Below are 12,266 nucleotides of genomic sequence, written 5' to 3' on the forward strand. Positions count from 1 at the left end.
GATTTTTTTTATCCTTTATATTTCCTGCCTTCAGCTCCAGGGGATATGTCAGTATCATTGCGATTATTATAATCAGGGTCAGATGCAGGAGCATTTCTGTTATCGCGTGTTCCGCCAAGATAAGCCCTGTCGCCTTTTTTCTGGTATTTTAAAAATTCACCTAAGTTCTCATTCATCCTTAAACCTCATTTCTCTGGGAAGTTACTAAGTGAGACATTATTAGTATTAGCTTTATCCTCAAGATTATAAGACGAAGATCTTTTAACTATAATATGTGAACTCTGCTGTGATTTGGCTTTCTATGTCTATGGTTCCCGGCTGGATAGGTGTACTGACGGCACTTTTCACAAAAGTGGAGGATTGAAACGAAATAGGCTGCTCCATGCCTAAAGTTCCTTCCGCAACGGATAGCGGGGTGCTGATTAATTGTACTCTTAGTGCAGAGGCAATTGTTTCTGCCTTTTTGTAAGCATCCATAACGGCCAGACTTAATGCCTGCCGGTACAATTCAGACTGGTTTTCAGCTTCAAAATGAATTCCTCTGATAGTGTTTGCACCATTATTCACTGCTGTATCCACAACGAGTCCCGTATTTTCTATCTCATCGACAGTAATGCCTAGTATATGCTCGACCCTGTATCCGCGGAAAATTTGCTTGCCATCCACAAAATCGTATTGCGGAAAAATGGTGAAATCGGACGTTTTAATCTGCTGATCTGTTATTCCAATAGCATTAAGAGCCTTTTTGACACTTGAAATGGCATCTGCATTCTGTTCCTGTGCCTTCAGAAGCTCCTTGTCTTCTGTTAAAACTCCCAGTTTTATGTTAGCCTGGTCAGGCTGTACAGCTAGCTTTCCCTCACCTGAAACCCTTAAAATATTTCTGTTTGATCTGGAATGGCTACCTGTTTGTACAGAATTGCGGACAAAGGGCTGATAATAATACATGAATTTCATTCCCCGCTTTCATTGAGGTATCATTCTAGAATTACGCCGGGGAAAGAGAGAAAATGCTACATAATTAATCCCAGCTGTAATTCATCAGCTCCGCAATTCTCTTTGGGATATCTGTATTCTCCATCACTCCTGTAAAAGTTTCGCTTCCATTGCCATAAGCAAATAAAGGGATCATATTGCCTGTATGTCCTCCGGTTGAGCTGAGAGATCTTACTTTATTTGTTAAAATGCCCCCATGATACTTTTCTGCAATCAGGCTTCCTATTTCCCATGCTGCTATATATTGAGGATAAACTTGGCTGTCTGTGGTCATCAGCTTGCCATTAAATGCTTTAATTTCCTGCTCGGTTAAATCAATATTTGCATACTTTTTTAAAACATCCTTCACGCTTTCTGACCGGTAAGTACCTCTGTTTTCACCTTTTGCAAATTGGCTGACCATATACTGCGGCGTCGCCTTGATTTCTTTTAACTGCTGTATATCCAGCGGTTCTGATGCTGATATCCCCATTGTTTCATGATCAGCGGCAACCAATACCAGTGTTTCTTTGTCCTTTTTTGCCCATTCAACTGCATATTTTACAGCTTCATCAAATTCAATGGTTTCTTTCCAGATGCTTGTAATATCGCCTGCGTGAGAAGCATGGTCAATCCTTGCGCCTTCTGCCATAAGAAAAAATCCCTGTTTTCCTTTTGAAAGTACACTGATCGCTTTTTCAGTCATCTCTTTTAAGCTTGGTTCTTTGCTGTTTTTTAGAGGACGGTCCAGTTTAAAGTTCATATATCCATTATTGAACAATCCGAGAAGCTTTCCCCCTTTGGCATTCTGCATTTCCTCCCGATTGGCTGCATAGTCATACCCTTTCAGCCTGGCCTCGTTAATTAAATCCTTCCCATTTTGCTTATCCGGGCCGAAATAGGCTCTCCCGCCTCCCATTAACACATCGACCTCATTATTCAGCTGCTGGCGTGCAATTTCCTCCTGTCCGGACCATCTGTTTGAAACACTTGCTGTAAAGGCGGCAGGTGTTGCATCTGTAATTGTATTGGTAGAGATAACCCCCGCCTTCTTTCCGTTTTTCTTGAATAAATCCAGAATGCTGTCTATTTCCTTGCCATCAGGAGTAACTCCAATCATTTCATTATTCGTCTTTTTTCCAATTGCAAGTGCAGTACCACCGGCAGCTGAGTCTGTAACGAAATTATTGGCAGATTCGGTATGCACCAATGCCGTGTGGGGGAGAGATTCCAGGAACAGCCGCCCATCCTTTCCATATTCCAGTTTTCTTGCAATCTCAATCTGGCCTATTCCCATTCCATCTCCAATCATAAGAATGACATTTTGCGGTCCTTTTGTATTTCCCTGAAGAGCCATTCCTTCTGAAGGGAAGATGCCAAGGACTAAAAGAAGAAAAATAACCAGAATGTAAGTGCATTTAGCTTTCATAAATTGACACCAGCCTTTTTCAATGTTCTTATTGGATTATTTTTTGAAAAAAAGATTTTTTTTACTCAGCAAAAAGCTTGTCCTAAATAATTATGAAGCTTGCAAATCTAAGTCATATTGTTTTGCCTCAGGCATACATTTTAAATAATGAGAAGCTAGTCCGAAATCAGATGATGAATGGAGGAGCAGACATGGAAACGATTATAGCCTTTTTGCCGAAAAAAATTGCCGAACAAATACAGAGAATCCCTCCGCAAATCTTAGAGGATCTGGAGGAAATCAGGGTCCGTATTTCCAGACCCATTGAGCTGACAGCAAGGGGGATGCCGCATTATCTCCCATATATAGTTGAGTCAGAGGATGCTGTGCATTTGCTGAATAAAATAAGCCATTTTTCCATTTACACACTGGAGGAAGAACTGAAGAGAGGTTATATCACGATTGAAGGCGGCCATAGGGTAGGACTAGCAGGGAAGGTCATTCTTGAACAAGGGAAGGTTAAGGCAATCAGGGATATTTCCTCTTTTAACATAAGAATTGCCAGGGAGAAAATTGGCATTGCCCAGAATCTGATTCCCAGAATTTACAGGGATGGGTGGCTGCATACCATGATTATTGGTCCGCCGCAGACTGGTAAAACCACCTTACTGCGCGACATTGCAAGAATCATTTCATCTGGTGATCCAAATAATGACTTTCCTGCCAGCAAGGTTGGGATTGTGGATGAACGCTCCGAAATAGCAGGATGTGTGAACGGGATTCCGCAAATGACATTTGGGAATAGAATTGATGTCCTTGATGCCTGTCCAAAAGCTGAAGGCATGATGATGATGATTCGTTCCATGAGCCCCGAGGTTCTGGTTGTTGATGAAATTGGCAGGCATGAAGATGCAGAGGCCATAATGGAGGCTGTAAATGCCGGAATAAAGCTGATAATGACTACACATGGGAATTCACTGGAAGAAATTAAGAAGCGCCCCACTTTAAAAGCCATATTGGAAATGGGCATTTTTCAGCGATTTATTGAACTGGGCAGGAAAGAAGGGCCAGGCAGCATTGTGTGCATTAGAAACTCAGACAGTGCGGGATATCCTCATAAAGCGGGCGTGATGTAAATGATGAAGGTTATTGGAGCTGTTTTGATCATCGTTGCTACAACGTGGGCAGGATTTGAAGCTTCGAGGCATCTGACCGAACGGCCGCGCCAGCTTCGCCAGCTTAAATCGGCACTGCAGTCCCTGGAGGCTGAAATTATGTATGGACATACGCCACTTCATGAAGCAGCCAGAAGACTTTCTGCCCAGCTTTCCAAGCCATTATCCTGGTTCTTTGAATCCTTTGCAAAGAAATTGACTGATTCCGAGACGACCGTTAAGGACGCCTGGGAAGAAAGTTTGAAGGAAATATGGAAAATGACGGCTTTTAAACAAGGGGAATTCGAGATTATGAAGCAATTTGGCGAAACACTTGGAAGACATGACCGTCTTTCCCAGCAAAAGCAGATTATGCTGACCCTTTCCCACCTGGAACGTGAAGAAGCAGATGCACATGACAGACAAGTGAAATACGAGAGAATGGTCAAAAGTCTGGGTTTTTTATCCGGATTGCTCTTAATCATTTTACTAATGTAGGAAACGCCGGCAGCCTGAATGCCGGACGCTGATCAGAGCTTAGGGGGAGAAAAGATGGGCCTAGAGGTAGATATCATATTTAAGATTGCAGGTGTCGGAATTGTTGTAGCCTTTTTGCATACTATTCTTGATCAGGTGGGCAAAAAGGAATACGCACAATGGGTGACGCTGTTCGGATTTATATATATCTTGTTCATGGTTGCTTCCATTGTAGATAACCTATTCCAAAAAATAAAATCTGTTTTTTTGTTTCAGGGTTAAAAGGGGGGCTCAGCCATTGAAATTCTGCAGATAGTCGGATTTTCGCTTGTAGCCACTTTCCTGGCGCTGATTGTTAAGGAGCAAAAACCCAATTTTGCTTTTTTGCTGATTGTTTTTGTCGGCTGTGCCATCTTTCTTTTTCTGGTAGACCAAATTTATGCCATTATCCATATGATTGAAAAGATTGCCGTCAATGCAAAGGTGAATATCGTATATGTTGAAACCATTTTAAAGATAATCGGAATAGCCTATATTGCTGAATTTGCAGCCCAGATCACGAAAGATGCAGGTCAGGGGGCCATTGCAGCAAAAATTGAAATGGGCGGGAAAATACTTATCCTCGCCATGGCTATCCCGATCCTTACTGTATTAATCGAAACCATCATTCGCATGATTCCGAGCTAGCTTATGCCGGCCTGCTGAATAGGCTGGGCGCCGGAATGGACAAGCACATATTGCGGGCATTAGACAGGGTCTTTTAAAAGAGGTGAAAAAAATGAAGCAAAGGATGCAGAAAACGTTATGGTTAAGCTTAATTCTATTCTTTTTCCTGGCACCAATTGTACAAGCCTCACCTAAGACCGGCGAAGCAGAGGAAACGATATCCCCCCAGGATTTAGTGGAATCACAGGTGGAGAAGTTAGATCTTAATGAATTGAAAGGGTTTTGGGAAGAAATCACAACAGAGTATGGAGGCTTTTTGCCTGAAAGCCAAAAGGGGAGCCTTTATGAATTTATAAAGGGAGAAAAAGAATTCTCACTAAAAGAGTGGGCTGCCGGCGCAATGAAGTTTGTGTTCCATGAGTTTATTGTAAATGGAAAACTGCTTGGAACCTTAATATTGCTGACGGTATTTAGCATGTTCCTCCAGTCCCTGCAGAATTCATTTGAAAAAAGCACTGTCAGTAAAGCGGCCTATTCAATCGTTTTCATGGTTTTAATAATTATTGCACTGAATAGCTTTCATGTTGCGATCACTTATACACAGGAAACCATTTCAACCATGGTGTCATTCATAATGGCTCTAATACCGCTGCTGCTTGCACTGATTGCTTCTTCGGGAGGTGTGGTATCCGCTGCTTTTTTCCACCCGGTGATTTTATTTCTGATGAATGTCAGCGGACTATTTATCCAGTATATCATCCTTCCACTCTTATTCTTATCCGCTCTGTTAAGCATCGTCAGTACATTGTCAGAGCATTACAAGGTAACCCAGCTTGCCAATCTGCTGCGGAATTGGAGCATAGGACTTCTCGGCATGTTCCTGACAGTCTTTTTAGGAGTCATTTCAGTTCAGGGAGCCTCAGCGGCGGTTACCGATGGAATTACCATACGTACAGCGAAATTTATTACTGGAAATTTCATTCCAGTCATTGGGAGGATGTTTACAGATGCGACCGATACAGTCATTAGCGCTTCGGTGCTATTGAAAAATACTGTTGGGATAGCAGGAGTCGCCATTCTCCTTATTATCGCAGCTTTTCCTGCAATCAAGATTTTAATGATTGCGTTTATATATAAATTCGCGGCTGCCATTTTACAGCCGCTGGGGGGAGGGCCGATCATATCCTGCCTGGATATAATCAGCAAAAGCATCATCTATGTTTTTGCCGCTCTGGCCATCGTCTCCCTGATGTTTTTCCTTAGTATTACGGTTATTATAGCAGCCGGTAATTTGACCATGATGGTCAGGTAGGGAGGGAATGAAGTGGATTTCATAAAAGAATGGGTAACGAACATCATATTATTTGTTCTGCTTGCCACTGTCATAGATATGCTCCTCCCCAATTCAAAGCTTCAGAAATACACAAAAATGGTGACAGGGCTGCTGCTGATTGCGATTATTCTTACACCGATTTTAAGAATTATATCAAGTGATTTTGAAGAGGCTCTTGTTTCAGTGCCAGTTTTTGAGGCATCTGGTGAAAAAAACATGGAAAATTTAATAGAAATGAAGAAAAAAGAAATACAAGCCTCAAGTGATGCATATATTTTAGAACAAATGGCTGTCCAAATGGAAAAGGACGCAGAAGAGGAGTTGATGGAACAGTACGGTCTGGAAATTGCCAACATTGATATTTTAGTAGATGAAAGCAGTGATCAAGCCTTCCCGGATAACCTGCAAAAGGTCATGATCCAACTTAAAGCAGAAGATGCAGAAGCAGAAGCTGTAGAAGTGGTTAAAACAGTGGATATCAATACCGGGGAACCTCTTCCATCCAGCGGACCCGATCATGAAGACACAAAAGGAATCGCTTCTTTTCTCGCACAAAAGTGGAATGTAGACGCAAACTCAATCGAAGTTCTGGCAGAAGGGGGGAATATGGATAAGGATGGATAATGAAAAAGGACCTTTCACGTGGATAAAAAAGATAATTTCCAAAGACGGGCAGTCTGACAAGAAGCCTGGGAAATTCCATTATTTGCTTCTAGTTCTCCTTTTTGGAGCAGCGATCATGCTGATCAGCAATACACTGTTTCAAGAAGACAGCTCCACCGAGGATTTGTCCGTTTTTAAAAATGGGGAAGAAGCGAAGCAGAAAGAAGAGGTGCCGGTATTCGGCCAGCAGAAATCCGGAGGAAATGATACAATCTCCAATTATGAAAAGGCATACGAAGCTCAAATAAAAGAGGCCCTTGATGCAATCGTAGGGGTTGAAGATGCAACAGTTGTGGTAAATGTGGATGCCACAGAGAAGAAAGTCCTTGAAAAAAATAAAACGACCCAAACACAGAAAACCGATGAAACTGATCGGGAAGGCGGCAAAAGGAAGGTTGAGGATCAGTCACAGGAAGAACAGCTTGTGATCGTCCGAAATGGAGAAAAAGAGGTTCCGATTGTCATAGAAACCAAGAAACCTGAAATAAGGGGAGTGCTGGTCGTGGCAAAAGGGGCAGAAAATATACAAGTGAAAAAATGGATTATTGAGGCAGTAACAAGGGCACTCGATGTCCCAAGTCATAGAGTATCCGTAATGCCTAAAAAAACAAAGGGGGAATAATAGATGCTTTTAAAGAAACAAACAGTCTGGCTTTTAACAATGCTAAGTTTGGTGGTTGTATTATCCGTATATTATGTAACATCTCCGGAGCAAAAAGGCAGTGACCTGGCTGCTATGGAAGAGAAGGCAAAGGGTGAAATGGAATCAGTTGAAAGTGAAGATGGCAAGGCGATTATTACAAACACTGCCAGTGATGAAATGTTTGAAACTTTGCGCCTTCAGCTTGACGATGAGCGCAGCCGCATGAAGGAAGACCTTACGTCAGTTCTTGGGCAAACAGATCTTCCGGCTGAAGAAAGAATGAAGGCAAAAGATCAAATTGATGAATTAAATGAAATCGCCCAAAAAGAAGCGATGCTTGAAACATTAATCAGAGCGATGGATTATGAAGATGTACTTGTCCGTGCTGACGGCAAGAAGGTTCAAATTACGGTTAAAGCAAAAGATCATTCAGCTTCTGCTGCAAACAATATCATTCAGGAAGTAAGGAACGAAATTGGACAGCTTGAGGCAGTCGCCGTTGAGTTCCAGGTTGAAAAGTAAATAATATAGAGGGAGCCTGCATAATTCCTGCGGGCTCCCTTTTATAATTTTATTTTATGTTTGGTAACTTTTTCATATAAGTGCATAATATAAAAGTCCTGTTTACTATAGAAATCTGGCTGAATTTCATGTAAAATCCTTAAATATTTCACAAAAAATTAGAAAAATATTAAAATGGAACACAGGATGGATAGAGAAATTATTATCCAGTACATAATAGGATGTTGAAGTTTTATAAGGTCTTATCGTATGATATTAGTATCTAGTCATAATTAAATCATGCAGAACATTCCTGCCGTATGTTCTAATTCTTTGCATCAAAAGGATAAATACGGATTAAAGGGATTGTCATGCAGTGAGAAAACAAGGGGTGCCAAAATGTTAAAAGTACAAGAAATCCGTGAACTGATTAAATTAGTTGATCAGTCAAATATTGATGAATTTGTATATGAGCATGAAGGTTCAAAAATTAAGATGAAGAAAAAGGGCAATGAAGCAGCCGTTGTTCAGCAAGTTCAGCCGGCAGCTGTTCAAGCGATAGCTCCTGCTCCGCAGCCAGTCCAGCCAGCTGCTGTAAAAGTGGAAGAGCCAAAAGCAGAAGCGCCAGCGCAAGTGCCGGCACCACAGGCTGATGCCGCGGAAGATTTACATAAGATTGTTTCACCAATGGTAGGGACCTTTTATCAATCATCTTCACCTGATGCCGATGCTTATGTAAAAGCCGGCTCCAAGGTTACAAAAGATTCCATTGTCTGCATTGTAGAAGCAATGAAGTTATTTAATGAAATTGAAGCAGAAGTTAATGGCGAAATTGTAGAAGTGCTTGTAAAGGATGGCCAGTTAGTAGAATATGGCCAGCCACTATTTTTAGTAAAGCCTGAATAAGGAGCGGTTACAGATGATCAAAAAACTCTTGATTGCCAACAGAGGAGAAATAGCGGTGCGCATCATTAGGGCAGCCCGCGAGATGGGGATAGAATCTGTAGCTGTATTTTCAGAAGCTGACAGGGAAGCACTCCATGTTCAGCTGGCCGATGAGGCTTACTGCATTGGCCCAACAGCGTCAAAGGACAGCTATTTGAATTTCACCAATATAATTAGTGTCGCTAAGCTTACAGGCTGTGACGCGATCCATCCAGGTTATGGATTCCTTGCTGAAAATGCGGACTTTGCTGAACTGTGCAGAGAATGCAATATTATCTTTGTCGGCCCGACTCCAGAAGCCATCAGCAAAATGGGCACAAAGGATATTGCAAGGGAAACCATGAAGGAAGCAGGAGTACCGATTGTTCCTGGCTCCAACGGAATCATAAAGGATACAGAAGATGCTATTCAGCTTGCTGAAAAGATTGAATATCCGGTAATTATTAAAGCGACTGCCGGCGGAGGCGGGAAAGGAATCCGTGTAGCCCGTACTGAGCAAGAGCTTATTAAAGGAATTACGATCACTCAGCAGGAAGCACTAACGGCTTTCGGAAATCCTGGCGTTTATATTGAAAAATATATTGAGGACTTCCGCCATGTGGAGATCCAGGTTCTTGCAGATAATTACGGGAACACCGTTCATCTGGGAGAAAGGGATTGCTCCATTCAAAGGCGTCTGCAAAAGCTGCTGGAGGAAACGCCTTCACCTGCCCTTGACGGGGAAACACGCGAAGAAATGGGAAATGCAGCTGTTAAAGCAGCAAAAGCGGTTGATTATACAGGCGCTGGCACGATAGAATTTATATACGATTATCAAAATCGCAAATTCTATTTCATGGAAATGAACACGCGTATTCAAGTGGAGCATCCAGTTACAGAAATGGTTACAGGGGTCGATTTAATCAAGGAGCAAATTAAGGTTGCTTCAGGTGAAAAGCTTAATTTCACACAGAGTGATGTTACTTTTAGCGGCTGGTCGATCGAATGCAGAATTAATGCGGAAAACCCTGAGAAGAACTTTATGCCATCAGCAGGAAAGATCAATATGTACCTGCCTCCTGGCGGGCTGGGTGTCAGAGTGGACTCTGCTGCCTACCCTGGCTATATGATTCCTCCATATTACGATTCAATGATTGCAAAAGTGATCACTTACGGCAATACTAGAGAAGAAGCCATTTCCCGAATGAAACGGGCATTAAGTGAATTTGTAGTGGAAGGGGTACATACAACAATCCCATTCCACCTCAAGCTCCTAAGCCACGAAAACTTTGTGGAAGGGCAGTTTAATACGAAATTTCTTGAATTGCATGATGTAATGAATTCTTAAAGACTTGTGGAGGTGCTAAAATGAGCGAAAATAATATTCTCGAAATGAGCCCTGAAAATTCTGGCCTTGGCAAGGTGGAAATTGCACCGGAAGTTATTGAGGTTATTGCCGGCATTGCTGCTTCGGAAGTAGAAGGCGTAGCGCAAATGCGCGGAAACTTTGCTACAGGAGTGGTTGAAAGGCTCGGTAAGAAGAACCATGGCAAAGGCGTAAAAGTCGAATTAACAGAAGAAGGCATCAAAGTTGATGTATATTGTCTGATGAAATTCGGCGTCTCCATTCCAAGCGTTGCCCAAAAAATTCAGGATAACATCCGTCAGGCCCTCCTGAATATGACAGCCCTTGACGCCCAGGAAGTAAACATCCACGTAGTAGGAATCATGTTTGAAAACCAAAAGCATGAGGTTGAATACGAACAGGAAATGTAACCCACCATCAAGCCAAAGACATAGAATTCGTCTTTGGCTTTTCTCATGGTTCAGTCTCCTTCATCATTCACTCCTTAAGACGTAATAAAGGAGTTTTTAAAGGGAAAATTAAATTTATAAGTTTCCAGCCTGAAATCATGTTTCTGTCCAAACATAATGCTCTTGTTGTAGTGCGAAGATTCCTTACTTATGCTATTATCTTCTTATGCAATTTTTGGACGTGCAAATGCTCAAAAATGAAAAATTACTATGTTAAGCCATAAAGGGGTTTTATAAAGATGAAGAGAAGAACAGCCAGAGAAAAAGCATTGCAGGCTTTATTTCAAATTGATGTAAGCCAGGCAGAACCGGAGACCGCCATCGAACATGTTTTAGAGGGTGAAAAAAGCGATGAGTACCTAAACAAACTAGTATCGGGTGTCCTGCAGCATAAAGAAACAATTGATGGCAAAATCAAAGGATTTCTTGAAAAATGGACACTGGAGAGGCTTGCTACTGTAGACCGCAATCTTCTGCGCTTATCCGTTTACGAGCTGCTGTATTTAGCGGAGGAAGTCCCGGCCAATGTGGTGCTCGATGAAGCTATTGAAATCGCCAAACTTTACGGTGATGATCAATCAAGCAAGTTTATTAATGGTGTTTTATCAAAGGTAAAAGAAAAGCTTTAAAAATAATAGAGTTCTGACTCATACTGGATGTGCTGGCACTTTTTAGATGCAAGCGAGCCGGCAGTCCTTATCATAGGCGCTTCCGAGTTCCTGATAGGGGGATGAAAATGGCTGCAGAATTAATAGATGGAAAAGAAATTGCAAGAAAGAAACAGGATCATATCGGTTCAGAAGTTCAAAAGCTGAAGGCGGAAGGGATCACGCCAGGCCTGGCCGTTATTTTAGCAGGGAATAATCAGGCATCCAGGACATATGTGAAAAACAAGCAGAAAACATGCGATAAGCTGGGAATGAATTCTATGCTTATTGAACTTCCCGAAAGCGTCAGTGAGCAAGAGCTTATCAGAAAAATCACTGAGTTAAACGAAAGTGAAGATATCCATGGAATCCTTGTCCAGCTTCCGCTCCCAAGCCATATTAATGAAAAAGCCATCATCGAGGCCATATCTCCTGACAAAGATGTAGATGGGTTTCATCCCATAAATATTGGCAGGATGATGACAGCTCAGGATGCATTTATCCCCTGTACTCCCGCAGGGATAATTGAAATGCTGGATAGCATTGGTACAGACATTTCCGGAAAGCATGTAGTGGTTATTGGGAGAAGCAACATTGTAGGAAAGCCCGCCGGGCAGCTGTTCCTCAATGAAGACGCTACTGTCACATACTGCCATTCGAAAACGGCTGATTTGAAGGAATATACAAAGCGGGCGGATATACTGGTGGCAGCAGCAGGCAAAGCGAAATTAATCACGAAAGACCACGTTAAAAATGGTGCAATCGTGATAGATGTCGGCATGAATCGAAATGAGGGAGGAAAGCTTTGCGGCGATGTTGATTTCGAGGCAGTGAAGCACAAAGCAGGATTTATTACTCCTGTTCCAGGCGGAGTGGGGCCGATGACAATTACCATGTTAATGCATAATACGCTAAAAGCAGCAAAGCTTTCCATAAGCAAAGTTAAAAGTAATGGCCGCCATTGATGCAAAATCTGTCCATTTCCATTATCCTGTATTTAGGAAACCTGTCATGCAGGAAAAAGCATGCAGGCAGAATGGAAGGACAGTTTTTTTGATAG

Annotated in this window: 16 protein-coding genes; 13 read left to right on the forward strand and 3 right to left on the reverse strand. The window is 42.1% G+C overall.

All coding sequences use genetic code 11. From position 1 onward, the window contains the following. Positions 1 to 8 precede the first annotated feature (8 nt). From MKY20_RS10235 to MKY20_RS10245, 3 genes are all read right to left on the reverse strand, one after another. Entirely contained in the window at positions 9 to 176 is a 168-nt protein-coding gene (locus MKY20_RS10235; RefSeq protein ID WP_009332910.1) for a hypothetical protein, read from the reverse strand. Positions 177 to 261: 85 nt separating this feature from the next. Next, the gene (locus tag MKY20_RS10240; RefSeq protein WP_019380187.1) at positions 262 to 948 is read right to left on the reverse strand and encodes an SIMPL domain-containing protein; all 687 of its coding nucleotides are present in this window, start codon (positions 946 to 948) and stop codon (positions 262 to 264) included. Between the two features lie 73 nt (positions 949 to 1,021). Continuing rightward, on the reverse strand, positions 1,022 to 2,404 hold the full coding sequence (locus MKY20_RS10245; RefSeq protein ID WP_251175083.1) for an alkaline phosphatase: 1,383 nt from the start codon (positions 2,402 to 2,404) through the stop codon (positions 1,022 to 1,024). Positions 2,405 to 2,595: 191 nt separating this feature from the next. Between MKY20_RS10245 and spoIIIAA the strand changes: the two genes are divergently transcribed. From spoIIIAA to folD, 13 genes are all read left to right on the forward strand, one after another. Further along, positions 2,596 to 3,519 carry a stage III sporulation protein AA gene (spoIIIAA, locus tag MKY20_RS10250; protein WP_019380189.1) on the forward strand — a complete coding sequence of 308 codons (924 nt, stop codon included), beginning with the start codon at positions 2,596 to 2,598 and terminating at the stop codon, positions 3,517 to 3,519. Continuing rightward, on the forward strand, positions 3,520 to 4,035 hold the full coding sequence (gene spoIIIAB, locus MKY20_RS10255) for a stage III sporulation protein SpoIIIAB (protein WP_009332906.1): 516 nt from the start codon (positions 3,520 to 3,522) through the stop codon (positions 4,033 to 4,035). A 54-nt stretch (positions 4,036 to 4,089) separates the two neighbouring features. Beyond that, a complete protein-coding gene (gene spoIIIAC / locus MKY20_RS10260; protein WP_009332905.1) occupies positions 4,090 to 4,296 on the forward strand; it encodes a stage III sporulation protein AC in 207 nt (68 codons plus the stop codon). Between the two features lie 15 nt (positions 4,297 to 4,311). Further along, positions 4,312 to 4,701 carry a stage III sporulation protein AD gene (gene spoIIIAD, locus MKY20_RS10265; protein WP_172581968.1) on the forward strand — a complete coding sequence of 130 codons (390 nt, stop codon included), beginning with the start codon at positions 4,312 to 4,314 and terminating at the stop codon, positions 4,699 to 4,701. Positions 4,702 to 4,792: 91 nt separating this feature from the next. Then, a complete protein-coding gene (spoIIIAE, locus tag MKY20_RS10270; protein WP_019380190.1) occupies positions 4,793 to 5,992 on the forward strand; it encodes a stage III sporulation protein AE in 1,200 nt (399 codons plus the stop codon). A gap of 12 nt (positions 5,993 to 6,004) precedes the next feature. After that, a complete protein-coding gene (spoIIIAF, locus tag MKY20_RS10275) occupies positions 6,005 to 6,637 on the forward strand; it encodes a stage III sporulation protein AF (protein ID WP_009332902.1) in 633 nt (210 codons plus the stop codon). Further along, positions 6,630 to 7,298 carry a stage III sporulation protein AG gene (spoIIIAG, locus tag MKY20_RS10280; RefSeq protein ID WP_009332901.1) on the forward strand — a complete coding sequence of 223 codons (669 nt, stop codon included), beginning with the start codon at positions 6,630 to 6,632 and terminating at the stop codon, positions 7,296 to 7,298. The genes spoIIIAF and spoIIIAG overlap by 8 nt, the downstream gene beginning before the upstream one ends. Before the next feature lie 3 nt (positions 7,299 to 7,301). Next, positions 7,302 to 7,841 (forward strand): SpoIIIAH-like family protein, encoded by a 540-nt coding sequence (locus MKY20_RS10285; protein WP_009332900.1) that lies wholly within the window; start codon positions 7,302 to 7,304, stop codon positions 7,839 to 7,841. Between the two features lie 378 nt (positions 7,842 to 8,219). Beyond that, entirely contained in the window at positions 8,220 to 8,726 is a 507-nt protein-coding gene (gene accB, locus MKY20_RS10290; protein WP_019380191.1) for an acetyl-CoA carboxylase biotin carboxyl carrier protein, read from the forward strand. A gap of 13 nt (positions 8,727 to 8,739) precedes the next feature. Then, on the forward strand, positions 8,740 to 10,092 hold the full coding sequence (gene accC / locus MKY20_RS10295) for an acetyl-CoA carboxylase biotin carboxylase subunit (protein ID WP_009332898.1): 1,353 nt from the start codon (positions 8,740 to 8,742) through the stop codon (positions 10,090 to 10,092). 20 nt (positions 10,093 to 10,112) lie between these two features. Beyond that, positions 10,113 to 10,520: an Asp23/Gls24 family envelope stress response protein gene (locus MKY20_RS10300; protein WP_009332897.1), complete on the forward strand. Its 408-nt coding sequence runs from the start codon at positions 10,113 to 10,115 to the stop codon at positions 10,518 to 10,520. Positions 10,521 to 10,798: 278 nt separating this feature from the next. After that, a complete protein-coding gene (gene nusB, locus MKY20_RS10305) occupies positions 10,799 to 11,188 on the forward strand; it encodes a transcription antitermination factor NusB (protein WP_019380192.1) in 390 nt (129 codons plus the stop codon). A 107-nt stretch (positions 11,189 to 11,295) separates the two neighbouring features. Then, positions 11,296 to 12,171, forward strand: a complete 876-nt coding sequence (gene folD / locus MKY20_RS10310) for a bifunctional methylenetetrahydrofolate dehydrogenase/methenyltetrahydrofolate cyclohydrolase FolD (protein ID WP_009332895.1) — start codon at positions 11,296 to 11,298, stop codon at positions 12,169 to 12,171. The last annotated feature ends 95 nt before the right edge of the window (positions 12,172 to 12,266 follow it).

The organism is Cytobacillus sp. FSL W8-0315 (assembly GCF_038002905.1).
GTDB classification, from domain to species: Bacteria; Bacillota; Bacilli; order Bacillales; family Cytobacillaceae; genus Cytobacillus; species Cytobacillus pseudoceanisediminis.